9 protein-coding genes are annotated in these 25,978 nt (G+C 74.2%); 5 read left to right on the top strand and 4 right to left on the bottom strand.

From position 1 onward, the window contains the following. Positions 1–8: 8 nt before the first annotated feature. The 4 genes from ACEZDG_RS21795 to ACEZDG_RS21780 all read right to left on the bottom strand — a co-directional run bounded on the left by ACEZDG_RS21795 (position 9) and on the right by ACEZDG_RS21780 (position 21,351). On the bottom strand, positions 9–17,342 hold the full coding sequence (locus ACEZDG_RS21795) for a non-ribosomal peptide synthase/polyketide synthase (RefSeq protein WP_380512146.1): 17,334 nt from the start codon (positions 17,340–17,342) through the stop codon (positions 9–11). Positions 17,343–17,479: 137 nt separating this feature from the next. Then, positions 17,480–18,850, bottom strand: a complete 1,371-nt coding sequence (locus ACEZDG_RS21790; RefSeq protein ID WP_380512144.1) for a serine hydrolase domain-containing protein — start codon at positions 18,848–18,850, stop codon at positions 17,480–17,482. 54 nt (positions 18,851–18,904) lie between these two features. After that, positions 18,905–20,113 carry a cytochrome P450 gene (locus ACEZDG_RS21785; protein WP_380512142.1) on the bottom strand — a complete coding sequence of 403 codons (1,209 nt, stop codon included), beginning with the start codon at positions 20,111–20,113 and terminating at the stop codon, positions 18,905–18,907. Between the two features lie 386 nt (positions 20,114–20,499). Further along, positions 20,500–21,351 carry a thioesterase II family protein gene (locus ACEZDG_RS21780; RefSeq protein WP_380512140.1) on the bottom strand — a complete coding sequence of 284 codons (852 nt, stop codon included), beginning with the start codon at positions 21,349–21,351 and terminating at the stop codon, positions 20,500–20,502. On the opposite strand from ACEZDG_RS21780, the gene ACEZDG_RS21775 reads away from it, so the two are divergent. The 5 genes from ACEZDG_RS21775 to ACEZDG_RS21755 all read left to right on the top strand — a co-directional run bounded on the left by ACEZDG_RS21775 (position 21,351) and on the right by ACEZDG_RS21755 (position 25,732). Beyond that, a complete protein-coding gene (locus ACEZDG_RS21775; protein ID WP_380512138.1) occupies positions 21,351–22,619 on the top strand; it encodes an MFS transporter in 1,269 nt (422 codons plus the stop codon). The genes ACEZDG_RS21780 and ACEZDG_RS21775 overlap by 1 nt on opposite strands. Before the next feature lie 94 nt (positions 22,620–22,713). Next, positions 22,714–22,866: a hypothetical protein gene (locus ACEZDG_RS21770; protein ID WP_380512136.1), complete on the top strand. Its 153-nt coding sequence runs from the start codon at positions 22,714–22,716 to the stop codon at positions 22,864–22,866. A 51-nt stretch (positions 22,867–22,917) separates the two neighbouring features. Continuing rightward, positions 22,918–23,730 carry a hypothetical protein gene (locus ACEZDG_RS21765; RefSeq protein ID WP_380512134.1) on the top strand — a complete coding sequence of 271 codons (813 nt, stop codon included), beginning with the start codon at positions 22,918–22,920 and terminating at the stop codon, positions 23,728–23,730. After that, entirely contained in the window at positions 23,727–24,647 is a 921-nt protein-coding gene (locus ACEZDG_RS21760) for a DUF6895 family protein (protein WP_380512132.1), read from the top strand. The genes ACEZDG_RS21765 and ACEZDG_RS21760 overlap by 4 nt, the downstream gene beginning before the upstream one ends. Positions 24,648–24,661: 14 nt before the next feature. Then, positions 24,662–25,732: a serine hydrolase domain-containing protein gene (locus tag ACEZDG_RS21755; RefSeq protein WP_380512130.1), complete on the top strand. Its 1,071-nt coding sequence runs from the start codon at positions 24,662–24,664 to the stop codon at positions 25,730–25,732. Positions 25,733–25,978: the final 246 nt, after the last annotated feature.

Genomic DNA, 25,978 nt, shown 5'->3' with positions numbered 1-25,978 from the left:
TCGGGTCCTCACCGTTCGTCATGGTCGGGGCCGCCGCTCGCGGCGTCTTCGAGTTCGCTCAGGACCTGCTCCTCCACCAGCTCCGCGAGTGCGGCCACGGTGCGGCCGACCAGCACGTCGCGGGGGGTGAGCGTGACGCCGAAGGCGTCGTTGGCGCGGGAGGCGATGAGCAGGGCGCGCATGGAGTCGCCGCCCAGCAGGTAGTAGTCGTCCTCCGCGCCCACGGCGGTGCCGAGGGTCTCCTCCCAGATGGCCGCCACCGCCTGCTCGGTGGGTGTGCGGGGCGCGGTGTGGCCGACCGGCTCCTCGGCGGCCGGTTCCGGCGCGGGCAGGGCGGCCCGGTCGGTCTTGCCGTTCTCGGTCAGCGGGAAGCGGTCGAGCACCACAAAGGCCGAGGGCACCATCCAGCCCGGCAGGAAGTGGGCCACCAGCGCCCGCAGTTCGGCACCGGCCGGAGCCTCGGCGCCGGGGACCACGAGCAGATGGGCGACCAGCCTCGGCAGCCCAGGATCGTCCTCCCGCACGCTCACCACCGCGTCCAGCACCGCCGGGTGGCGCACCAGGGCCGTCTCCACCTCGCCCGCCTCGATCCGGTGTCCGCGCAGCTTGAGCTGGTGGTCGCTGCGGCCCAGGTAGGAGAGCTCCCCGGCGGAGTCGCGGCGCACCAGGTCGCCCGTCCGGTACATCCGGGTGCCGGGCGGCCCGAACGGGTCGGCGGTGAAGCGGGTCGCGGTCAGGCCGGGCCGGCCCAGATAGCCGCGGGCCAGGGACGGTCCGCTCAGCCACAGCTCCCCCGGCACGCCGTCCGGGACCGGCCGCAGCCGCGCGTCGAGGACGTAGGCGCCGGTGCCGGGCAGCGGGCGGCCGATGGGCGGCGCCGCTCCGTCCGGGACCAGCGGCGCGGACCAGGTGGCCACCACGGTGGCCTCGGTGGGCCCGTAGGAGTTGACCATGCGGTGCCGCGGGGCCCAGCGGGCGACGAGTTCGGCGCCGCAGGCGTCCGCGCCGACCACCAGTGTCTTCAGCCCGGGCAGCGTGCCCGGGGTGTCCGACGGCAGGGTGCCGAGGGCGGCCGGCGGCAGCAGGGTGTGGGTGATCCGCTCCTCCCGCAGCACCTCGGCCAGCTGGGCGCCGAGCAGCGGACCGGGGGCGGGCACCAGCAGCCGGGCGCCGTGCGGCAGCGACATGCACAGCTCCAGGACCGAGGCGTCGAAGCTGGGGGTGGCGAAGGCCAGCACCCGGTCCCCCGGCGCCACCTGGTAGTGCGCGGCCTCGGCCGCGGCGAAGGCCGCCAGCCCGCGGTGGGTGACCACCACGCCCTTCGGGGTGCCGGTGGAGCCGGAGGTGTAGATGACATAGGCCGGGTCGTCCAGGTCGAGCGGGCGGGTCCGGTCGGCATCGCTGGGCCGGTGGGCCGGGAGATCGCCCGACGGCGCGGCCAGCAGCCCGGCCACCTCCTTGGCGTCCAGGGTGAGGACGGGCGCCGCGTCACGCAGCATCAGTTCGATCCGGGCGTCCGGGTAGCCGGGGTCGACCGGCAGGAACGCGGCGCCGGCCTTCACCACCGCCAGCTGGGCCAGCACCATGTCGGCCGAGCGCGGCAGCAGCAGGGCGACGATGTCGCCGGGCCCCGCGCCCCGGGCGATCAGCCGGTGCGCCAGCCGGTCGGCGCGGTCCTCGACCTCGGCGAAGGACAGCTCAAGACCCGGAGCGCTCAGCGCAGCCGCCGTCGGCCACCGGTCCACCGCGGCCTCGACCAGGGCGGGTAGCGTGGCCGCGGCCACCGGGCCGAGCGGCGGGCGCACCGGCCCGCGCAGCACCCGCTCGCGCTCCCCGGGCGGCAGCACGTCCACCTCGTCCAGGCGGGTGCTGCCGTCCGAGTCGGCCAGCGCGGACAGGGTGTGCAGCAGCTGGTCGGCCAGCGAGGCGGCCGTGCCGGGGTCGAAGTACCTCGGGTCGTAGCCCAGCTCCACGCTGAGCCGGTCGCCGGGCGAGACCACCACGGTGAGCGGGTAGTTGGTGGCCTCCCTGGCGTCCAGGTCCCGTATCCGCAGGCCGTGCGCACCGGCGGTGGTCTCGCCGACCGGGTAGTTCTCGAAGACCACCAGGCTGTCGAACATCGGCGTCCCGGCGGGCAGCCCGCTCAGGGCCTGTACCCCCGTCAGCGGCATATGGTCGAAGCGGCGGTCCTCGGCCGCCGCCTCCTGCACCGCGCGCAGCCAGTCGCCGCAGCGCGCCGCGCCGTCGACGGTGACCCGGGCGGGCAGCGTGGTGATGAACAGTCCGACGATGGTGTCGGCGCCGGCCAGGTCGGCCGGACGGCCGGACACGGTGGTGCCGAAGCACACCCGGGACTCCCCGCTCCAGCGCGACAGCAGCAGCGCCCAGGCGCCCTGCACCAGGGAGTTGAGGGTGATCCGGTGCCGCCGGGCGAACTCCTGGAGCCGGTGGGTCTCGGTGTCGCCGAGCCGCTGCGACAGCCAGCTCCCGGATCGCGCCGTGCTGTCCTGGGCGGGCCTGCGGTCGTAGGGCAGCGCGGTGGGCGAGGTCAGGTCCGCCAGCACGGCGCGCCAGTGCTCCTCGGCGCCGGCCGGGTCGCGGGCGGCGAGCCAGGCGGCGTAGTCCGCGAAGGGCCTGCGCTCGGGCAGTCGCGGCTGCTCGCCCCGGGCCAGCGCGGCATGGGCGGACAGCACGTCCGCCAGGACGTGGAAGACGCTCCACCCGTCCAGCAGCACATGGTGGAAGGTCCACACCACCCGCACCGCGTCCGGTCCCAGCCGGACCAGGGCGAGCCGCAGCAGCGGGGCCCGGTCAAGCCGCAACGGCCGCTGCTCGGTGAGCAGCCGCTCCAGTTCGGCCGCGCGCTGATCCTCCGTCAGGGCGCTCCAGTCGTGCTCGCTGACCGGCAGCGCAACCGTCCGCCGCACCAGTTGGAGCGGGACCGGCACGTCGTGCAGGGCGACGGCGGTGCGCAGCACGGGCGTGCGGTCGACCACCTGCTGCCAGGCGGCGGCCAGCAGCCCGAGGTCGCGGGCCCCGTCCAGGACGAAGGTGATCTGCTCCACGTAGAGGCCGTGGGCGGCCTCGTCCAGTCCGTGCAGCACCAGACCGGTCTGGGTGGGCGTCAGCGGATAGACCTCCGCCACCTCCCGTCCGTCCCCCACCAGGCGGTCGACGCCCGCCTGGTCCAGCGGCGCAAGCGGGAAGTCGGACGGGGTGCGGCCCCCGGCGCCCGGCTCGGCGCAGTGCCGGACGATCGCCCGCAGTTCCTCGGCCGTCTCGGCCGCCAGCCGGGCGACGGTCTCGCGCCGGTGCAGCTCGCGGGAGTACGACCAGTCGAACACCAGCCGCCCGTCACTCACCCGGCCGAGCACGTCCAGCAGGTGCGGCCGGGTCGCCCCGGGGTCCATCCCACCGGCCAGCGAGCCGCTCCAGTCCTGCCGGCCCAGGTAGTTGAAGCCGACCTGCGGCAGCGCGGGCAGCGCCGGACCGTCCACCGCACGCAGATACCGCAGGGCGCCGTAGCCCAGTCCGCCGCGCGACACGGCCCGCAGGTTCTCCTTGACCGCCTTCAGCGCGCTGCCCAGGTCCGCGTCCCTGACCACGTCCAGCGCGACCGGGTACATCGTGGTGAACCAGCCGACGGTCCTGGCCAGGTCGACGTCCTGGAACAGATGGTCCTCGCGGCCGTGCCCCTCCAGGGCCACCGCCACCCGGTCCCGCCCGGTCCAACGGGCCAGCACCCGCCCCAGCGCGCACAGCAGGACGTCGTTGACCCGGGTGCGGTAGACCTCGGGCACCTCCTGCAGCAGCCGTCGTGTCTCCTCGACGTCCAGGGCGACGGTCAGCGTCTCCTCCACCGCGCCGGTGTTGGCACCGCTGCCGTCGGTCGGCAGGGTGTTGTCGCTTTCGAGGCCGCGCCAGTGGGCCAGCTCGTCATCGAAGCCACCGGCCGCCGTGTAGGAGGCAAGCCCCTGGGCCCAGGCCCGGAACGAGGTGCTCTTCGGCCCGAGGTCGGGCTTCTCCCCCGCGCGCAGGGCCAGGTAGGCCGTGTCCAGATCCTCCAGCAGCAGCCGCCAGGAGACGGCGTCCACCACCAGGTGATGCGCCGTCAGCAGCAGCACCGGGGGCCGGCCGTCGCCGAACCAGCACAGCGCGGCGCGCAGCAGCGGCCCGGCAGCCAGGTCGAACCCGTCCGCCAGGCCCTCGGCCAGCTCCCGCAGCGCAGCCGCGTCCTGCCCCGGCAGCTGGTGCACCCGCAGGTCCGGTACCTCGCCGGGAGCGGTGCCGTACTGGCGCCACGGGCCGCCGCCGGCCGGTTCGAACCGCAGCCGCAGCGCGTCGTGCTGCTCCAGCACGGCGGCCAGGGCCGCCCGCAGCAGCGCCTCGTCGGTGTCCGCGGCGAGCTGGTGGGTGACCGCCTGGGTCAGCCGGGCCGGGTCCCCGGTGAGGGTGTCGAACAGCCAGTGCTGCACGGGCGTGAGCGGGACCTCGCCCAGCACCGCGCCCTGCTCGGCCGCGACCCTCACGACCGGCGCCTGCTCGGCGGCGAGGGCGAGTTCGGCCAGGGTCTGATGGGTGAACAGATGACGGGGGGTCAAGGTCAGCCCTGCCCGGCGCGCGGCCGAGACGATCTGGATGCCCAGGATCGAGTCGCCGCCGAGCGCGAAGTAGTTGTCGTCCGCGCCCACCTCGGGCACTCCGAGCACCTCGGACCAGATCGCGGCGAGTGTCCGCTCCGCGTCGCTGCGCGGCGGCCGGTCCCCGCCCGAGGCAGGGGCGGCCCACACCGGTGCGGGCAGGGCGCGCCGGTCCAGCTTGCCGGTGGCGCCCAGCGGCAGCCGCTCCAGCGGCAGCACCACCGCGGGGACCAGGTGGTCCGGCAGCGTGCGGGCCAGGAAGGCCCGCCATTCGACCGGGTCCGGGAAGCGCTGGTCGCGGGGCACGGCGTAGCCCACCAGGCGCCGGTGGCCGTCCTGCTCCACCACCCGGGCCGCGCTCGCCGACACCCCCGGGTGACGGGCCAGCGCGGCTTCGACCTCGCCCAGTTCGATCCGGAATCCGCGCACCTTGACCTGGTCGTCCGTGCGGCCCAGGTAGACCAGGTCGCCGTCGGCCGTCCAGCGCACCAGGTCGCCGGTGCGGTACATCCGCCGCCCGGCCGGGCCGAACGGATCGGGCAGGAACCGGGAGGCGGTCAGGCCGGGACGGCGCAGATAGCCGCGCGCCACCCCGGTGCCGGCCAGGAACAGCTCCCCCGGCGCGCCCACCGGCACCGGCCGCAGCCGGTCGTCCAGGACGTAGGCCCGGGCGCCGCCGACCGGCCTGCCGATCGGCGGGTCCCGGTCCGGGTCGGCGGGGTCGCAGCGGAAGGCGGTGGCGTAGACGGTGGCCTCGGTGGGGCCGTAGATGTTCAGCACCCGGCTCCCGGGCACCGCCGCCCGCACCTGACGGACAGTCCTGGCCGGGAGCCCCTCACCGGCCAGGACCACCGTGTCCGCGCCGACCCGCACCGCGTCCTCCGCCAGCAGTCGGCCCAGGGCCGAGGGCACCGCGCTGAGCAGCCCCGCGCGCCACGGTTCCGGACGCTCGGCCAGGGCCAGCAGGTCGCGGACCACCTCCACACAGCCGCCGGACAGCAGCGGCGAGAAGATCTCGAACACCGACACGTCGAAGTTCAGCGAGGTGGAGGCCACCACATGGGCCAGCTCCCGCCCGCTGAACTCCCCGGCCGCCCAGTCGGTCAGCGCCAGCACCGAGCCGTGCGCGACCACCACGCCCTTGGGACGCCCGGTCGAACCCGAGGTGTGGATGACATAGGCCGGGTGCTCCGGCAGCAGCACACCGCGCCGCTCCCCGTCGCCCAGGGCGGCGGCGGAGGCCGAGGCCAACTGCTCGGCGCAGCCGGGGCCGTCCAGCAGGATCCGGGCGAACAACCCGTCCGGCAGCCGCCCGGCGCTCTCCGTACTGGTCACCACCGCGTCCGGGCGCACGTCGTCGAAGAGGAAGGCGATCCGCTCGGCCGGGTATCCGGGATCCACCGGCAGATAGCCGGCGCCGCTCTTGAGCACCGCCAGCAGTGCCACCACCAGGTCGGCGGTGCGCGGCAGCGCCAGCGCGACAAAGCGCTCCGGGCCGGCGCCCGCGGCGATCAGCAGCCGGGCCAGCCGGTTGCTGCGCTCGTCCAGCTCCCGGTAGCTGAGCCGCTCCGACCCGGCCAGGACGGCCAGGGCCTCGGGCGTGCGGGCCGCCTGCCGCGCGAACTCCTCGGGCAGGGTGCGGTCCGGCGCCTCGACCACCGCTCCGCCGAAGCGTTCCAGCACCGCGCGGCCCCCGGCCGGATCCGTCAGCGGGAGGTCGTCCAGGGGCCGGTCAAGGCCGGTCGCCAGCTCCGCCAGCAGCGTCCGCAGGCTCTCCCCGAGCCCCTGGACCGTGCTGGAGTCGAAGGCGGCCGGGTCGTAGTCGAGGTTGACCGACAGGGTGTCACCGGGCGCCACCACCACGCTGAGCGGGTAGTTGGTCGGCTCCAGATCACGTTCCTGCTCCAGGCCCAGGCCGTGCCGGGATACCGCGTCCGCGTCGAAGGGGTAGTTCTCGAAGACCACGATGCTGTCGAACAGGCCGGTCCCGCCGGGCACCTCGCTCCAGGTCTGCAGTTGCGCCAGCGACACGAAGTCATGGCGCCTGGCCTCCGACTGCGCGGCCTGCAGCTCGCCCAGCCACTCCCGCACCCGGCGGCGTCCGTCGATCCGCACCCGGGTCGGCAGCGTGTTGATGAACAGGCCGACCATGGTGGTCACCCCCGGGAGCTCGGCGGGCCGGCCGGAGACGATGGTGCCGAACACCACGTCGTCACCGCCGCCGTAGCGGGACAGCAGCAGCGCCCAGGCGCCCTGCAGCACGGTGTTGACGGTCAGTCCGGCCTGCTGGGCGGTCTGCTGCAGCCGCGCCGACAGGCCGGTGTCGAGGGTCACCCGCACCGACTCGGAGGACGCGGTGCGGTGGGCCTCGGCGGGGCGCCGGTCCCGGGGCAGCTCGGTGGGGGCGGCGAACCCGGCCAGCGTCGCCCGCCAGTACTCCTCGGCCCGCCCGGTGTCCTGAGCGGCCAGCCAGCCCAGGTAGTCAGCGAAGGGAACGCGCTCGGTCAGCCGCGGGCGGCGTCCCGAGGTCAGCGCGGCATAGCGCTCGCACACCTCGTCGAACACCTGGGCCGCGCTCCAGCCGTCGAGCAGCACGTGGTGGAAGGTCCACACCATCCGCACCCGGGTCGGCGACAGCCGGATCAGCGTGAGCCGCATCAACGGCGCCGCGCCCAGGTCGATACCGGCCGCCCGGTCCTCGGCGAGCAGCCGGGCCATAGCCTGCTCGCCCCGGTCGGCCGCCGGGCCGGTCCAGTCGAGCTGGGTGATCGGCACAGTGGCCGACCGCTGCACCAGTTGCACCGGCTCGGCGGTGTCCTGCCAGGTCAGCCGGGTGCGCAGGACCGGGTTGGCGTCCGCCGTGCGCTGCCAGGCCTCGGCCAGGGCCTGCGGGTCGGTGACCCCGGTCAGCACCAGCTGCACCTGGTTGAGATAGGTCCTGGCCCCCGGGTCGAGCAGGCTGTGGAAGAGCATGCCCGCCTGCATCGGGGTCAGCGGGTAGACGTCCGCGACGGCGCGCCCGTCCCCGACCACCCGGTCCACGGCCGCCTGGTCCAGCCGGGCCAGCGGGAAGTCGGACGGGGTGCGCCCGCCCGCGTCCGGGAGGGCGCAGTGGGCGACGATCTCCTCCAGGGCGCGCAGCATGTCCGCCGCGAGGCCGCTGACGGTCCGTTCGTGGTGCCGTCCCGCGCTGTAGTGCCAGCTGATCTCCAGCTGGTCGTCCTCGACCCGGGCCACCACGTCCAGCAGATACGGACGCGCGGTCTCGGGCGCCTCCGCGCCGCCGAGGCCGCCGGGAACCGCGCGGACCAGGGCGGCGCCGTCGTCGGACCAGTCGAACCGGCCCAGGTAGTTGAAGCTGATCCCCGGACCCGCGTCGCCGACCAGCCCGTCGCCCCCGGCCAGGTGGCGCAGCGCGCCGTAGCCGAGCCCCCGCTCCGGCACCGCCCTGAGCTGCTCCTTCACGGACTTCAGTACCGTGCCCCAGTCCCCTCGCGGGAGCTCCAGGGCGACCGGGAACAGGCTGGTGAACCAGCCCACGGTCCGGGACAGGTCGACGTCCTCGAACAGCTGGTCCTCGCGGCCGTGCCCCTCCAGGCCGATGGCGACGGTGCGCCGCCCGGTCCACTCGGCGAGCACCCGCCCGAGGGCGGCGAGCAGCACATCGTCGATCCGGGTGCGGTAGGCACCGGGCACCTTGCGCAGCAGCTCGTCCGTGCGCTCGCGGTCCAGACGGACCGTCACGGCGCGCACGTCGGCGGCGGTATTCGCCCCGTCGCCGTCCACCGGCAGCGGTTCGGCGCAGTGCCGGGCCACCGCCTCCCAATGGGCGCGCTGGTCCGCGAAACCACCCGCTTCCGTACGGGCGCGCAGCTGCCGGGTCCACTCCTGGACGGAGGTGGTGCGGGCGGGCAGCCGCAGCGGCCGACCGGCGGCAGCCTGCCGGTAGGCGGTCTCCAGGTCCTCCAGCAGCACCCGCCAGGAGACCCCGTCGACCACCAGGTGGTGCACGGCGAGCAGCAGCCGGGCGGGCCGGTCGGCGCCGCTGGTGAACAGGCGCGCGGCGAGCAGCGGCAGGGCGTCCAGCCGGAACCCGGCCTGCGCCGCTTCCGTCTCTTCGGCCTCGGCCCGCTCGGCCGCCGCCCGGTCCAGGCCGCCGAGGTCGCAGACCTCCAGCAGGTCGGGCGCGGTCTCGCCGGCGGGGGCGCAGTACTGGTGCCAGACGCCGTCGTCCCCGGTGCCGAACCGGGACCGCAGGGCGTCGTGGTGCTCCCACAGGGCGGTGAGGGCGCGGCGCAGCAGGTCGGGGTCGACGGCTCCGGGCGCCTCCACGATGACCGACTGGTTGAAGAACCCGGCGTGTGCCGGCCGGGGGTCCAGGAACCAGTGCTGAATGGGGGTCAGACCGACCTCGCCGCCCACCGGCCCGGTGCCCGCGACCGACCCCGCCCTCCCGCTGGCGGCGGCCAGCGCGGCGACGGTGGGGCGGCCGAACACGTCGCGCGGGGTCAGCGCCAGCCCCGCCGCGCGGGCCCGGGAGACCACCTGGATGCTCAGGATCGAGTCGCCGCCCAGCATGAAGAAGTTGTCGTCGATCCCGACCCGGTCCGTGCCCAGCAGCTCCGCCCAGATGGCGGCGAGCAGGCGTTCGGCCTCGGTGCCCGGGGCGCGGTAGGCGCTGTCCCCGGACGCCGACCAGTCCGGGACGGGCAGCCGCCGCCGGTCCACCTTGCCGTTGGCCGTCAGCGGCAGTTCCGGCACCGTGACGAACGCGGCGGGCAGCATGTAGTCGGGCAGGTGGGCGGCCAGCTGGGCACGCAGCGCGGTGGCCGACGGCACCTCGGCGCCGTCCGCCGGAACCAGGTGCGCGGCCAGGCGCTTGCGCCCGTCCTCCTGGTACAGCGACACCACCGCCTCGGCGATGTCGGGGTGGGCGGTGAGCCGTGCCTCGATCTCGGCGGGCTCGATCCGGAAGCCCCGGATCTTGATCTGGTCGTCCGCGCGGCCCACGAAGAGCAGTTCCCCGTCCTCGCTCCAGCGCACCGTGTCGCCGGTGCGGTACATCCGAGTGCCCGGCGCTCCGAACGGGTCGGCGAGGTAGCGGGCGGCGGTCTCGCCGGGCCGTCCGGCGTAGCCCCGGGCCAGGCCGGCCCCGGCTATGTACAACTCACCGGTGATACCCGGCGGTTGCGGCCGGAGCGAGCCGTCCAGGACGTACACCCGGGTGTTGTCCAGCGGCCGTCCGATGGGCAGGACGGCGGGCAGCAGGTCGCCAGCCTTGAAGACCCGCCGGGTGGCGAAGGTGGTGGTCTCGGTCGGGCCGTAGCCGTCGACCACGGTCAGCCCAGGGCAGGCGTCCAGGACCCGCCGGACCACCGCGCCCGGCACGGCCTCACCGCCGGTCCACACCTCGCGGGCACCGCGCAGGCAGCCGGGATCCTCCTGGGCGAGCAGGCGGAAAAGGCCGACGGTCAGCCACAGGCAGCGCACACCCTGCTCGGTGACGGCCCGTCGGACCAGGGCCGCGTCCAGGTCCACCGGCGGGGCCAGCACGGCCGTACCGCCGCGCAGCAGCGGCACCCACACCTCGTAGGTGGACGCGTCGAAGGCGTGCGGGGAGTGCACCAGCACCCGGTCGTGGCCGGCGAAGGCCCGGTCCAGGGCCAGCGCGGCGACATCCCGCTGGCGCACCGCCACGGCCTTGGGCGTGCCGGTGGAGCCCGAGGTGAACATCAGATACTGCAGGTTGTCCGGGTGGACCACCGGGGCCGTTCCCGACCGCACCGCAGGCTCGCCGCCGATGTCGTCGAGCCGCAGGACACCCCCGCCGGGACGCAGCTCGCGGGCAGTCTCCACCCACCGCGCGTCGGTGAGCACCAGTTCGGCGCCGACCTCGGCCAGCATCCCGCGCAACCGCTCGCGCGGCGCCCGGCCGTCCAGCGGCACATACACCCCGCCGAGGCGCACCAGGGCCAGCTGAGCGACGATCAGCTCCACCGAACGGTCCATCAGCACCCCGACCGGCCGCTCCGCCCGTATCCCGAGCCCGGCCAGCCGTTCGGCCAGGACGGCGGCCCGCGCGTCCAGCTCCCGGTAACTGACACGTTCCTCGCCCGCCTCCAGGGCGACCGCCTCCGGCGTCCGGCGCACCTGCTCCGCGAACAGCTCCGCGACACTGCGCTCGGGGAGCTCGACGGCGGTGTCGTTCCAGTCCTCCAGCAGCTGCCTGCGGCGCTCGTCCGTCAGCAACGGCAGCTGCCCGGGCGGGTCCTGGCGGCCGTCGGGCATGCCGGCCAGCAGGACGGTGAGGTACTCCGCCATCCGCCGCACCGTGCCGCCGTCGAACAGCTCCGGGTCGTAGCAGAGGCTTAGCGCCAGCTCCGGCCCCGGATAGGCGACCAGGCTCAGCGGGTAGTTGGTGGTCTCGATGCCGTCCAGGCCGCTGAGGGTCAGGCCGTGGGCGGCGGCGAGGTTGTTGTCGACCGGGTAGTTCTCGAAGACGACGATGCTGTCGAACAGGGCCACCCGCTCCGGCAGACCGGTGAACGCGCGCATCCGGGTGAGCGGGACGAAGTCGAAGCGCCGGTCCTCGCTCTGCTCGCGCTGCAGCAGCCGCAGCCAGTCGAGCAGGCTGCCGGCCGCCGCCACCGTGGTCCGGGTGGGCAGGGTGGTGATGAACAGGCCGGTCATGGCCTCGGATCCGGGCAGTTCGGCCGGGCGTCCGGACACGGTGGTGCCGAACACCACCTCGTCACAGCCCGCCTGACGACCGAGCAGCAGCGCCCACGCGCCCTGGACCAGGGTGTTCAGGGTGAGGCCCGAGGTCGCCGCCAGGTCTCCCAGCGCCCGCGTGGTGGCCGCGGGCAGGGTGACCCGCACGGCCTGGGTGGACTCCGCGCGGTGCGCCTCGCGCGGCTCACGGTCCCAGGGCAGCGGGGTGGCCTCGGTCAGTCCGCTGAGGCGGTCCTGCCAGTGCTGCTCGGCCTCCGTCCAGTCGCGCTCCCCCAGCCAGGCCACGTAGTCGCGGAAGGGGCGGCGGTCCGGCACCGACAGTGCGGCGTGGGAGGCGAAGACGTCGGACAGCACCTGGAACAGGCTCCAGCCGTCCAGGACCAAGTGGTGGAAGGACCACACCACCCGAACCGCGGTGTCGGAGACCCGGACCAGCGCCAGCCGCTGCAGCGGGGCGCCCGCCAGGTCGAGACCCCGCACACGGTCACGGTCCAGCAGATCCGTCAGCCGGCTGCGGCGCTCCTCCTCGGGCAGCTCGCGCCAGTCCAGCCGGGTGACCGGAACCGGCGCGTGGCGCTGAACCACCATCAGCGGCTCCGGCACGTCCTGCCAGACCACACGGCCGCGGAGTACCGCACTGCGGTCGGTGACCCGCTGCCAGGCCGCCGCCAGGGCGTCCGGGGCCGGTATGCCGTCCAGGACGAAGGTCAGCTGCTGGAAGTAGACGCCGCTGTCCTCCTGGGACAGGCCGTGGAACAGCATCCCGGCCTGAGTCGGCGTCAGCGGCAGCACGTCCTCCACCGAGCCGGGGTCGTCTCCGGTGATCCGGTCCACGGCGGCCTGGTCCAGCCGGGCCAGCGGGAAGTCGGACGGTGTGCGCCCGCCGGATGCCGGCCGGGCCGCGTACCGGGCGAGGTCGGCCAGCGCCTCGGCGAACCGCCCGGCCAGCGCCTCGACACTGGCCCGCCGGTGCAGCTGGTCGGAGTAGAACCAGCTGAACTCCAGGGCGTCGTCGTCCAGCCGACCGACCACCTCCAGCGGATGCGGGCGCTCGGCCAGCGGCTCGGCGTCCAGGGCCAGCGGCCGGAACACGCCGCGGAACAGGCCGTCCGGGCGGTCCGGGAAGTCCATCCGCCCCAGGTAGTTGAAGCTGACCTGCGCGGTCGAGAGCGGAGTCGAGAGCGGAGGAGCCGCGTCCGGGCGGCCCAGGTAGCGCAGCGCCTCGTAGCCGAGCCCGTGCCGGGGAACTGCCCGCAACTGCTCCTTGACCTGCTTGAGGACGGCGTCCCAGTCCGCCTGCGCCGGCACGGCGAGCGCGACGGGGTGCCGGGTGGTGAACCAGCCGAGGGTCCGGCTGAGGTCGAGGTCGGGGAACAGCTCCTCCCGGCCGTGCCCCTCCACGTCCACCAGCACCCGCGGCTGCCCGCCCGACCCGCACAGCGCCCGGCCGAGGGCGCTCAGCAGCACGTCGTTGACCTGGGTGCGGTAGGTGTCGGGCAGGGTGCGCAGCAGCACGGCGGTGTCCGCGGCGCTGAGCCGCACGGTCACCGACTGGGCCGAGGCATAGGTGTTGCTGCCCGGCAGCTCGACCGGGAGCGGGTCCTCGCAGTCGGGGACCGCCCGCGCCCAGTAGTCCCGCTCCTCGTCGAAGCCGCCCTCGGCGGCGAGTGCGGCGAGCCGCCGGGCCCAGTCCCGCAGCGGCGCGGACTTCGCCGGCAGCGCGCCCGTGCTGCCGTCCCCGCCGCCGTCGCGCCGGGCGCGGTAGGCCCGGTCGAGGTCCTCCAGCAGCAGCCGCCAGGAGATCCCGTCCACCACCAGGTGGTGCACGGCCAGGTGCAGCACCGGCGACCGCCCGGGTCCGCGCTCGTGCAGCACAGCCCGCAGCAGCGGCCCGTGGTGCAGGTCGAACGGGCCGAAGTGCGGGGAGCCGGAGTCCGGACCGGTGTGGTGGACCAGCACGACCCGCAGCGCCCGCTCGTCGATGTGCCACAGCACGTCGGCGGCGTCGGCCAGGTCCACCGCGCCGCGCGCGGAGCGGAATCCGGAGCGCAGGGCGTCGTGGTGGGCGACCACGTCGTTCAGCGCGTGCTCCAGCGCCACCGGGTCCAGGTCGTCGGGCAGGTGTAGGGACAGCGCCTGGGCGAAGTGGCCGGCCCGCCCGGCCGCGCTGTCGAACCACCAGCGCTGAATGGGCGTCAGCAGGCTCCGTCCGGTGGCGCCCGCCGCGGCGGGCGCGGGGGCCTGCGGAAGCGCGGCGCTGTCCGCGCACCGGGCCAGGGCGGCGACGGTCTGGTGCTGGTAGACGTCCCGGGAGGTCAGCCGCAGACCCGCCTGCCGGGCACGGGCCACCACCTGGATGCTCAGGATGGAATCGCCGCCGAGCTCGAAGAAGTTGTCGTCCGCGCCGACCCGTTCCACCTGCAGCACGTCCGCCCAGATCCCGCTGACCACCCGCTCGGTGGGGGTGCGCGGCGCCACCTGGCGCACGGCGCGCGGCACCGGCCCCGGATCGGGCAGCCGGTCCCGGTCGAGCCCGCCGTCGGGGCGGCGGGGCAGCTCGGACAGCTCCACGACGACCGAGGGGACCAGGTAGTCGGGCAACGTCAGCCCCAGCGTCCGACGCACCGCCTCGGATGCCACCCGGCCGCCCGGGAGGGGCACGGCATAACCGATCAGCCGCCGGTCGCCGTCGCTCCCGAACACGGCGGCGGCTGCCTCCGCCACACCCTCGCAACGGCCCAGCGCCTGCTCCACCTCACCCAGGTCGATCCGCAGCCCGCCCGTGGCGGCCTGCTGCCCGAGGCCGCCGGGGACGGGCGGCTTCCAGGAGTCGAGCGGCGCGTGCAGTTCCTCGTCCGAGAGCATCGGCAGCTCGGCCAGGGTGCGCTGCGGGCCGTCCGCCATCCCCTCCAGCAGCCGGTGCAGGTGACGGGACATCCGGGCCACCGTCCGGGCCTCGAACAGGTCCCTGTTGTACTCGACCGTCAGGGTGCAGCCGCCGGCGCTGTCCGGCGCGAACTCCAGGACCAGGTCGAAGCGCGCGGCCGGACGGGGCAGCGGATGCTCCTCGAACCGCAGCCCGCCCGCACGCGGCAGCGCGGCGGCGGCGGTCTGCTGCACCACGAGCACCTGCACCAGCGGGGTGCGGCCGGGGTCACGCGGCGGCGCCAGTTCCTCGACCAACCGGTCGAACGGCACCCCCGCGTGGACGAACGCGTCCAGCACGGTCGCCCGCATGCTGTCGACGAAGCGGTCCACGGTCGCCGCCTCGTCCACCTCGCCGCGCAGCACCACGGTGTTGACGAAGAATCCGGTCACCGCCTCCAGCTCCCGGCGGTCCCGCCCGTTGGTGACCGTGCCGAAGACCACGTCCCGCTGCCCGGAGTAGCGCGAGAACAGCAGCGCGGACGCCCCGGCCAGCAGGGTGAACAGCGTGGTGCCGCGCCCGGTGGCCAGGTTCCGCAGCCGGGCCACCAGGTCCGGCGCGAGGTGGTGCCGGTGCGCCGCGCCGGAGGTGGTCCGCAGCGCGGGCCGGGGCCGGTCCGTGGGCAGCCTCAGCTGCTGAAGACCCGTCAGATGCCGTTTCCAGTAGGCGAGGTCGGCTCCACTTTCGTCCTCGTCCGCCTGCTGCCGCTGCTCCCACGCCGCGAAGTCGGGGTACTGGAGCTTGGGGGCGGGCAGTCCGTCCGGCTCGCCGGAGACCTCCGCGTGGTAGAGCGCGGCCAGTTCACGGGTGAGCACACCGACCGACCAGCCGTCGGTGACGATGTGGTGCTGGCCCAACAGCAGCAGGTGCTCGTCGGCGCCGAGCCGGACCAGCAGCGCCCGGGCGAGCGGACCCTCCGTCAGGTCGTAGGGGCAGCTCAGCTCCTGGGTCAGCAGTGCCTCGGCGGAGTCGGCCCGTTGCCTCGACGGCAGGCCACCGAGGTCGACCGTGCGCAGCGGCAGCTCGGCCTCCGGCGCGATCAGCTGCACGCCCTGCCCGTCGACCGTGGCGAAGGTGGTGCGCAGCGAGTCGTGCCGGGCGGTCAGCCGCCGCAGCGCCCGGCGCAGGGCCTCCGGGTCTGCCGCGCCGCTCAGCCGCAGCGCGACGCCGGTGTTGTACTCGGTGCCGCCGTCGGCGAGGTCGTCCAGGAACCACAGCCGGCGCTGGGCGTGGGACAGCGGCAGCGGCACGCCGCGCGGGGCCGGCGGGATCGGCACCGGCGGCTCGGTACCGGCGGTGTCCGGGTCGTCCAGCAGCAGGGCCAGGGCGGCGACGGAGCGCGCGGTGAAGACGTCCCGGAGCGTGAGCGGGCTCCGGCCCAGCTCCTCGCGCACCCGGGCCAGGATCCTGGCGGCGAGGATCGAGTCACCGCCCAGCTCGAAGAAGTCGTCCGTCGTCCCGACCGCCTCCGCGCCCAGGACCTCCGCCCAGATGGCGGTCAGTGCCCGCTCCTGCGGGGTGCGCGGCGCCCCCCGGCCGTCCGCGGCCGGGCGGGCGGGGGCGGGCAGCGCCTGACGGTCGATCTTGTTCTGCGCGGTGAGCGGCAGTTCGTCCAGGACGACGACGACGGACGGCACCATGTGGGCCGGCAGGGTGGCGGCGAGCGCCGTGCGCAGCGCCGCCGGGTCCGGTGCCCGTCCCGGGTCGGCGGGCGTGACATAACCGACGAGGCGTTCCCGGCCCGGCTGGTCCTCCCGCACCACCACGACGGCCTCGGCCACGTCGGTCTGCTTCCGTAGCGCTGCCTCGATCTCCCCCGGTTCGATCCGGAAGCCGCGCACCTTCACCTGCCGGTCCAGCCGCCCGAGGAACTCCACTTCCCCGTCCGCGGTCCAGCGCGCCCGGTCGCCGGTGCGGTAGAGCCGGCCCCCGGGAGGGCCGAAGGGGTCCGCGACGAAGCGCGCGGCGGTCAGGCCCGGACGGGACAGGTAGCCGCGGGCCACCCCGTCGCCGCCGATGTAGAGCTCACCGTCGGTCCCGGGCGCCAGGGGCTTCATCGCCGCATCGAGGACATGGACCCGGGTGTGCGGCAGCGCGCTGCCGATCGTCGGGGTCCCGGTGCCGGCCGCCAGCGGTCCGGTCCAGGTGGCGACGATGGTGGCCTCGGTGGGGCCATAGGAGTTGATCATGCGTCGGCCCGGCGCCCAGCGGTCGACCAGGGCGGCCGGGCAGGCCTCGGCCCCGACGATCAGCGTGCGCGGGTGCGCAGCGCCGCCCGCGGCCGGGGCGGGGAGGGTGGCCAGAGCGGCTGGCGGGATGAGCGTATGGGTGATGCGGTGCTGCTCCAGCACTACGGCGAGTTCCTCGCCCAACCAGGGGCCGTCCGGGGGGACCACCAGGGTGGCGCCGGACAGCACCGAGATGAACAGCTCCAGGACCGAGGCATCGAAGCTGGGCGAGGAGAACTGCAGCACCCGGTCACCGGGGCGCACCGCATAGCGCTCGATGGCGGCGGCGGTGAAGCCGCCGATGCCGCGATGGGTGACCGCCACGCCCTTCGGTGTCCCGGTGGAGCCCGAGGTGTAGATCACATACGCCGTGTGGTCGGCGCCGACCGCCGGAAAGTCGGCCTCGGCCTGGCCTTCCTCCAGTACGTCTCCCACCTGGACCAGGTCGTCGAGGACCACCGCGGGCGCCGCGTCGGTCAGCATCAACGCCCGCCGCTCGGCCGGATAGGCGGGGTCCACGGGCAGGAACGCGGCGCCGGCCCTGGCGACGGCCAGCTCCGCCGCGACGAGTTCCATCGAGCGGGGCAGGGCCAGGGCCACCGTCCGGTCCGGCCCGGCCCCGCGCCGGACCAGATGGCCGGCCAGACGGTCCACCCGCACTGCCAGTTCCCGGTAGCTCCAGCTGCGTCTGCCGTCGGTCAGCGCGGGCGCGTCCGGAGTACGGGCCACCCACCCGGCGAACAACTCACTGAGCGACGGGTGGTCCTGCGCGGCGGGCGCGGGCGCGAGCACAGGCGTGGCGGTGAGGTCTGCCATGGGACAGGTCCTTCCGGGTGGGGAGGGAGGCGGCGCGAGCGGCGGTGAGCGGGCAGCGCTCGCCCACGGGTGCGGTGCGGCAGGGGTGTTGCCGGCTCGGCCCTGGAGCGGCGGGGGGCGCGACGGGCCCGGCGGGATCAGGCGGGACAGCTGCGGCGTGCTGTGCGCCCGGATATCTGCACCCGGTCGACCACACCGGTGGCCCGGTCGCGGTGGAAGCGCCCGCCGGACTCACGGCGTCCGGTGTCCGTGTCGACCAGGTCGCACGACAGGTCGGGGTAGCAGAGCAGCGGTATCGGCACATCGCCGTCCACGGACAGCGTCGGCGAGCCGTCCCGCTCCAGCGCGACGCGGTACTGGGTACTGCCGTTGACGTAGTCGCCCGCGCACTCCGGCAGGGGCACCGGCTCGCCCCGGTACCCCGCCGCGGTCGCGGTCGGCACCCGCACCCCGGCGGTGCGGGCCAGGTCCTCGGCCAGGTCGCGCCACAGCGCGGTGGCGGCCCCGGCGTTGCCCGTGAAGGCGACCACCACGCCGCTGGCGGGGTCGGCCCGCAGATGGCAGGAGGTGCCCTGGGCGTTGCCGTCGTGGCCGCACCACAGTCGGTCGTCCTGCCGGTCGTCCTGCCGGTAGAGGGCGAGTCCCGGCCCCCACCCGTCCGCCAGCGCGTTGGGACCGGCGGCCCGTTCCGGGCGGCGCATCTCCGCCGCGACGGCGGACGGCAGGACCGCGCTTCTGCCGACCAGGGCCCTGCCCAGCGCGCACAGGTCCGCGGCGCTCGCCAGCAGGGCTCCGGCCGGTGCCTCCAGCGGCGCCAGGTTCTGCCGGACCGGACGCACCCGCCCGGTCGCGGTATTGAGCGCGTGCCCGGCGGCGACCTGGCGGGGCGGGGCGCCCGCGCCGAGGAACGCGGGCACGGTGCCGAGGGCTTCGAGCAGCAGGGCCTGCACCGCCTCGTGCCAGCTCATCCCGGTCACCTCCGCCACCAGCCGACCGGCGGCGACATAGCCGGCGTTGGAGTACGAGAAGTCGGTTCCCGGCGGGAACAGCGCGTCCCGGGCGGTGCAGACGGAGGACAGGTAGTGCGCCGCGGTCGTCCTCGCGGCGGTGTCGGAGTCGGGACCGGTGGGCAACCCGCCGGTGTGGCTCAGCAACTGGCGGACCGTCACCTCCGGCAGGCCCCGTAACTCGGGGAGGATGCGCGCGACAGGCTCGTCCGGGTCGAGGTCCCCGTCGTCGGCGAGCAGCAGCACCAGCGCCGCCGTGTAGGGCTTGGTGAGCGACCCCAGCGGGACGGCGGTGTCCGCGGTGAACGGGGCCCCGGTGGCGACGTCGGCCACGCCGGTGTGCAGCGCGACGACCTCCGAGCCGGTGTCCAGGACGAGTTGGGCGCCGGGCACCCGGTGCAGGCGTGCCAGGGTCTCCAGCCGGTGCTGCAGTTCATGGCGTACCTGGCGTAAGCCCGACGGCGTACGCTCGGCGACCGAGGCGTGAGTGGGGTAAGGCATGAGGAAGCGACTCCCGTTGAGTGACGACGAAGACGACTACGGCCAGGACGCCGACTACGGCCTGACGACCTCGACGGGCAGCTGCCGCACGGCGACGATCGCGGCCGGATTCTGGTAGGTGACGTCCTCGTAGGAGGGGACCGCCACGCTACGGAACCGTTCCTGCAGCATCCGCAGGGCGATCCGGGCCTCCAACCGGGCCAGCGGCGCGCCGAAACAGAAGTGGATGCCGTGGCCGAAGGTCAGATGCGGGTTGGGATGGCGGGTCACATCGAAGACCTCGGGCGCCTCGAAGCGCGCCGGATCCCGGTTGGCGGCGCCGAGATGGACCATCACCAAGGTGTCGGCCGGGAGTTCATGACCACCCAGGACCACCGGTCGGGTGACCCGGCGCCCCAGCTCCGGGAAGGGGGGCAGCCAGCGCAGCACCTCCTCGATCGCGAGCGGGAGCCGGTCGGGGTCGGCGCGCAGCGCGGCGTCCGTGCCGCTGTACCGGTCGAAGGTCACCACGGCGTTGCCCAGCAGCGCGGTGGTGGTGACATGGCCGGCGACCAGCAGCAGGGCCACGAATCCGACGATCTGCTGGTCCTCCAGGCGGACCCCGTCCACCTCGGCGGCGATCAGCTGACTGGTGAGGTCGTCCCCCGGATGGGCGCGCCGGTTGCGGATGTGCCCCAGCACATAGCCGTTCATCTCACGGATGGTGGGGGCGATGGCCTCCAGCGCTCGTTCCAGGTCGGCCATGTCGGGGGACTCGCCGAGCAGGTCACCGCCGAACAGGACGCTCGCCCACTCCTGGAACAGCCGGTGCTCCTCGGGCGGCACGCCGAGCAGTTCGGCAATGACGATGATGGGCAGCGGATAGGCCAACGCGTCGACCAGGTCGAACCGGTCGCGGTCCGCGACGGCGTCCAGCAGTTGGGCGCACAGGGCCTCGATCCGCGGAGCCAGCCCCTGCACCACCCGCGGGGTGAACGCCTGGCTCACCAGCGCGCGGAGCCTGCGGTGCTCCGGCGGGTCCATGCCGACGAAGTTTCCCTGCCGGAAGGTCTCGAAGTCCTCCTGCGTGGGTGCCAGGGAGGAGAGGTCGGAGGAGTAGGTGGCCGGATCGGCGAGCACGGCGGCGACGTTCGCGTAGTCCAGGACCTGCCATACGCCCTGGCTCTCCTCGTAGCGCACCGGACCCGCCTGGCGTAAGCGCTGCCAGCGGTCGGGCATGTCCTCTAACAGAACCACCGGGCCCTTGAGCTGCTTGCTGGTCACTTTTCTCCTCGAGAAACAGACAGGGGCATGCCTTGGCAAGATCATGACAACTTAAGGCCAGGTCACAACGCTTTTGTCATCAGCATCCGGTCAGCATTGTACGAATCATAGGAACTGGCCCGACCCAACAATCCCCCAGTAATCTCCGGCGCCACCGGCGCGCAGAATCTCCCCAACAGGCAATGCAGACACGACAAATCGAACCCCCACGACCACGAACCATTTCACAGTCTTCACCGGAGGTCACCACCTGGCAAGCCCCCGCCAGGCCGAGGCAGTGATCAACGGACTGCACTGGTTCGTCTACCCAGAGTATCCAATACAAACCGGCGTCCGCAGGAGAACCGCCGCAAAAGGTGCTGACCTGGGCATGCCTCCCTGGGCGGTCAGCCGGCCTGCCGCGTGGAGACCAGGGAGGCCTGCCGAACCGCCAACAGCCTTAGCAGGTCCGGCTGTTGTTCAACCAGGTAGAAGTGGCCGCCGGGGAACACCGTGAGGTCGAAGCCGGCCGTGGTGTGCTCGCGCCAGGCGTCGGCCTCGGCGACGGTGACCTTGGGATCGCCGTCCCCCACCAGCGCGGAAATCGGAATGTCCAGCACGGGGCCGGGCCTGGGGAGGTAGCCGCGCCGGGCGTGATAGTCGGCGCGCAGCGCGGGCAGCAGCAGTTCCATCAGCTCCGGGTCCTCCAACACCGCCGACTCGGTCCCACTGAGCTCCCGCAGCTCCGCGAGCAGCGCGGCGTCCCCGTTCGGCAGCGAGGCGAGCGGCCGGGGCCGGGAGGGAGCAACGCTGCCGGACACGTAGAGAGCCGCAGGCCCGGACCCGGGACCGGACGACCCCGCCAGCCGCAAGGCCACCTCATAGGCCACGACGGCCCCGTAACTGTGTCCGAAGAACGCACAAGGACGGTCCGCGACGCCGTCGAGCTCCGCGGCGATCAGATCCGCGAGCCAGTGCAGATCCTCCACCGGCCGCTCCCCCAACCGGTCCTGACGCCCCGGATACTGGACCGCCGACACCTCCACCCCCGGCGACAACGGCGCCAGCAGCGACAGATAGTACCCAGCCGGCCCCCCGGCATGCGGAAAGCACACCAACCGACTGCCCGCCTCCGGCACCGGCCTCCGGGAACGCAACCACAAAGAACTCGGACGTCGTATCGTCACAGTCGCTCGTCTCCGAACTCTCCCAGGTGGATTCCCATCATCCACCGGATGACCCACCCAGGGAGCCCCCATTGCCACCACAGGGCACGCTCGGACCGGACTTCCGGCGCCTGTGGGGCGCCTACACGGTGAGCGCCGCGGGCAGCGCCGTCGGCATGGGAGCGCTGCCGCTGGTCGCCCTTCTGGTGCTGCACTCCTCGGCGTTCCAGGTCTCCCTACTCGCGGCCATGTCGGCCGTCGCCAGCGCGGTGATCGCCCTGCCGCTCGGCGTCCGCATCGAGCACCAGTACAAGCGGCCCGTGATGATCGCCACCGATCTGACCCGCTGCGCCGTCCTGGCGAGCGTCCCGCTCGCGGCGGCCCTGGGTGCCCTCACCTTCCCCCAACTGTGCGCCGTCGGCCTCCTGCAGACCGCGGCGTCCATCGCCTTCAACGCGGCAGGCGGCGCGCACCTCAAGGCGCTCGTCCTGCCCGAGCACCGCATTCGCGCCAACAGCCTTTTCGAGACCACCAACTGGGTCAGCATCAGCGCCGGACCACCTGTCGGCGGGCTGCTGGTCGGCCTGCTGGGGTCCACCGCCACGATGGCCGTCGACGCCGCTTCCTTCCTCGGCTCCGCCCTTGCCGTCCGTCGCATCCGGAAGCCCGAACCCGCACCGCCCGCACCCGCCGCCGCACCCCACCTGGGCCGCGACATCGCCGCCGGCTGGCAGTACCTCGCGCGGCATCCGGGACTGCGCCCGCTGTTCTGCAACGCCATGCTCTTCGGCGGTTCCGTCATGATGACCTCACCGCTGATGGCCGTCCTGATGCTGCGCGACCTCGGCCTCACGCCCTGGCAGTACGGGCTCGCCCTGGGCCTGCCGTGTCTGGGCGGCGTACTCGGATCACGCCTGACCCCGCCGCTGACCCGACGTTACGGACTGCGCCGGGTCCTGCTGCTGTCCGGGGTCGCCCGCGCCCCCTGGATCGTCCTGCTGCCGCTGGCGCCCACCGGCGCGGCGGGCGTGTCCACCATCGTGGCCGTGGATTTCGGCCTGCTCCTGGCAGCCGGCGTCTTCAACCCGTCCTTCGCCACCTACCGCATGGAGGCCACCCCGGACGCGTTCATGTCCCGCGTGGCAACCGCCTGGTCCGTGGGCTCGAAGACCTCCCAGGCGATCTTCATGGTCGTCGGCGGCCTCCTCGCCTCCGCGGTGGGCGTCCGCGGCGCGCTGCTGGTCGCCGGTGTGCTGTGCATGACCAGCGCCCTGCTCCTGCCGTGGCGGGAAACACGCCCGTCGGCCGGGGATCGGGCTGCACCTGATGCAGATCGTTCGTACTCGTTCTATTATCGGTAGCTGTGGGAACACCGTCGGTACTGGCGGTGAGTCTGTTGTTCGAGGAGGCATGATGCTTACTCAGGAAACGATCCACCCCGTCGAGGGAACGTGCGTGACCCCGGCGGAGCACAGCGCGATGACGGCGCTGATGGTGGAGACGGAGGCGCCGGTCAGCGACGCCCCGCTCTACGCGCCGGAGGACATCGGCGGGGGCCTGCTGCTGCTGGGCCTGCTGCTGTCGCCGAAGCCGCCGAAGGGCCGGTGACCGACCGCGTGGCACTGACCGCGCCCGTCGGGATCGGAGTCTGAATCGCCGATGTCCGTCTACGACGCCACCCCTGAGGAAGAGATTTCCCAGGCCGCCGAGCGGATGGCGGTCCGTGCCCTCGCCGTGCTGGATGCGGTCGAGGGCACGGACGCGCCGCGGCCCGACCCGCTGGGAGCCTCGAAACCCGACCTGGCAGCGGCCCGCGTGATCGGCGCGGACCTCTTCGCCCCGTACCAGCTGGCCGGGGCCCCGCTGCGCGCCGAACTGGAGGAAGCCGTGGCCCTGGCCCAGGCATTCCAGCTCTTCCCCCCGCCCGAGCCCGGCCGGGCCGACCGCGACCGCGACGCCGGGGCCGGGGCCGACGCCGGGGCCGACGAGCCGGCCGCCGCGTCGCCCGCCTCGCCCGCCTCGCCCGCGTCCGCCGTGGCCTGGCGCGACTGGGCAGCGGCCGAGTTCCTGGCCCGCTGCGCATCCGCGTCCGTACTCGTGTCCGATGCTGCCGCGCCGATGCCGGAGCGACACCCGGTCCCCGAGGACGACTTCCACTGGCAGGAATGGTCCGGGTGGATGGCACAAGTCTCGCCGCTGGCCCTGCCGGGGCTGGAGAGCCCCGTGCACGAGGCCGCACAGCGCCATGCCCGGGCCCTGGCCCGTGCCACCGTGCGCTCGATGCTGCGCCGCGACTACCGCACCGCGGCCCGGACCGCGCGCTGGCTCGCCCTGGGCCACTCCCGCGGGACGGCTTCGCCAGTCGAGCTGGCCCCCGTGCTGCGGCACATCCGGCTGTTCGGCGGTCCCAGCGCCCGCACCGCCCTCGACCTGCGGATCGGCGAGCGGCTGGCTCAGGGGGCGGGGCTGTGAACGGCGCCGTCCTGGGCACCGCGCAGCGGATCGGGACGCAGGCGCTGTCCTGGCTGCGGGACAGCGCGCACTTCGGCGCGCTGCCCGACACCACCGTGGACTTCGCCGACCCCGACAACGCCTACAAGCCCCTGGGGGAGACGGCCCTGGCCACCTCCCTGGTCCTGCGCGAAGGCGTCGGCGGCCCGGCCGAACTGCGGACGTCACGGGACCTGCTGGACCAGGCCTGGGCGCAGCTGCGCCACGGGGACTTCCTGTTCGAGCGGCAGCTGCGCCACCCCATGGTCACCGACCCGGTGGAGACCTACGCCCACTTCGTCAGGGGTGGCCACCGGCATCCCGGGCTGGACCGGATCGCCGAGCACCTGGGCGGCCTGGTCTCGACCCGCGCGGTCGAGATGATGCCCAACCGGCGTCTGGGTGTCGCCAACGCCCATCGGGTCATCGGCTCCGGCCACACCGGGGACTGGGCCGCGCTGGCCGCCGACACCTGGCTCGGGGCGTCCCCCGAGCCCTGGATGATCGACTGGATGACCGGCTACAACATGACCCACACCGTGTTCCACCTGACCGACTGGGCCGCCCGTCCCGACGGCCTGCCCGAACCGCTGGCCGCCTACCTGCAGACCTGGCTGCCGGTGTGGGCGGACGTCTGGCAGGAGGTCGCGCAGTGGGACCTGCTGGGCGAACTGCTGATCGTCGACGCCTGCCTGCCCGAACCGGTCTGCGACCCGCGGATCTGGGACCGGCTCGCCCAGGTCCAGCACCCCAGCGGGCTGCTGCCCAGGGACGCGGAGCCGGTGACGGAGGACCCCCGGCAGGCCTTCAAGGACCATGAGCACACCGCGGTCGTCGCCGTCGTCGCCAGCACGCTCACCCTCTCCCGCGCCCTGGGCGGCAGCTGGTCCGCAGCATGACCTCCCACTGCGGCGTGACCTCCCACCGCGGCGCGGCCCCCCACCCCGGCGACCTCACCGACCGCCTCGCCCCGCTGCTGGGCAACGCCCCGGGCGCCACCGCCGTGGCGCTCGCGGGGGTGCGCGGCGGTGAGCAGGCGCTGCTGTGCGAGGGCAGCACCGACCGCACCGGCGGACGGCCGGTGGACCCGGACACCCGGTTCGAGGTCGGCTCCGTCACCAAGACCTTCACCGCGCTGCTCCTGGCCGAGGCCGTGGCCCGGGGCGAGGTCGGTCTGAACGACCCGATCGCCCGCCACCTCCCGCCCGGCACCGCGCCCGTGCACCGCAGCGGTGAACCGATCACCCTGCTGCACCTGGCCACGCACACCTCAGGACTCCCCCGGCTGCCGCGCGGCATGCTGCGCACCGCCGTACGGTCCTGGTCCAGCAACCCCTACGGGGCCTACGGCGAGCGGCAGTTGCTCGACTCCCTGGCGTCCACCACGGTCCGGGCCCGCCCCGGGAGCCGGGTGCACTACTCCAACCTCGGGGTGGGCCTGCTGGGCCGCCTGCTGGCCGGGGCCGCGGGGGCCGAGTACGCCGAACTGCTCACGGCCCGCGTCCTGGAACCGCTCGCGCTGACCGGCACCACCTGCGACCCGGGCCGCGCGCAGGCCACCGGATACTGGCACGGTCGGGCCCGGCCGCCGTGGTCCATCCCGGCACTGCCCGGCGCGGGAGCGCTGCGCTCCACCGCGGGCGACCTGCTGCGCTACTTGCTGGCCCTCCTCGACCCCACCGCCGTCGCCGGCGGCAGCGTGCCGCTCGCGGAGGCGCTGGCCGACGTCCAGCGCCCGCGTCTGGTGCTACCCCGCACCGGAGACCGGACCTGCCTGGTCTGGAGCCTCCGCACCGCCCCCGGACGGGACCTCTTCTTCCACTCCGGCGGCACTCGCGGCTTCACCGCCTTCATCGGTTTCTGCCCACAGACCCGTACCGGCCTCGCCGCCCTCGCCAACACCACGCCGGCCTGCAACGACACCTTCATCCAGAACGCCTACACCGCACTCCGCGACCTGGCCGAGGCCGATCTGCCCGCCTAGATGGGCTCGGTGAGCCCGACCGCTGCCATCAGCCCAGTGCGAGAGCCCAGGGGAGGGCTTGTTGGCGGCATGGCGGGGCTCGGACGCCGGACGGTGCTCGGGCTCGGCGCGGTGACCCCGGCACGTTCTACCTCGATCCGAGCTCGGACGCGGTCTACTTCGACACGACCAACCCGAGTGTCGCCGACGGCTCCGGGCCGTGATCGATTCCTGCGGTTGCCCTGCGGATACCCCGCGGAGACGAGG

Source organism: Streptacidiphilus alkalitolerans (genome assembly GCF_042511045.1).
Taxonomy (GTDB): Bacteria; Actinomycetota; Actinomycetes; order Streptomycetales; family Streptomycetaceae; genus Streptacidiphilus; species Streptacidiphilus alkalitolerans.
This window is presented reverse-complemented; position numbering and strand designations above follow the sequence as displayed.

Bases quoted from the DNA above. Each gene is read 5' to 3' on its own strand.
- ACEZDG_RS21795 (WP_380512146.1), bottom strand. From the start codon at position 17,342: ATGGCAGACCTCACCGCCACGCCTGTGCTCGCGCCCGCGCCCGCCGCG.
- ACEZDG_RS21790 (WP_380512144.1), bottom strand. From the start codon at position 18,850: ATGCCTTACCCCACTCACGCCTCGGTCGCCGAGCGTACGCCGTCGGGC.
- ACEZDG_RS21780 (WP_380512140.1), bottom strand. From the start codon at position 21,351: ATGGGGGCTCCCTGGGTGGGTCATCCGGTGGATGATGGGAATCCACCT.
- ACEZDG_RS21765 (WP_380512134.1), top strand. From the start codon at position 22,918: ATGTCCGTCTACGACGCCACCCCTGAGGAAGAGATTTCCCAGGCCGCC.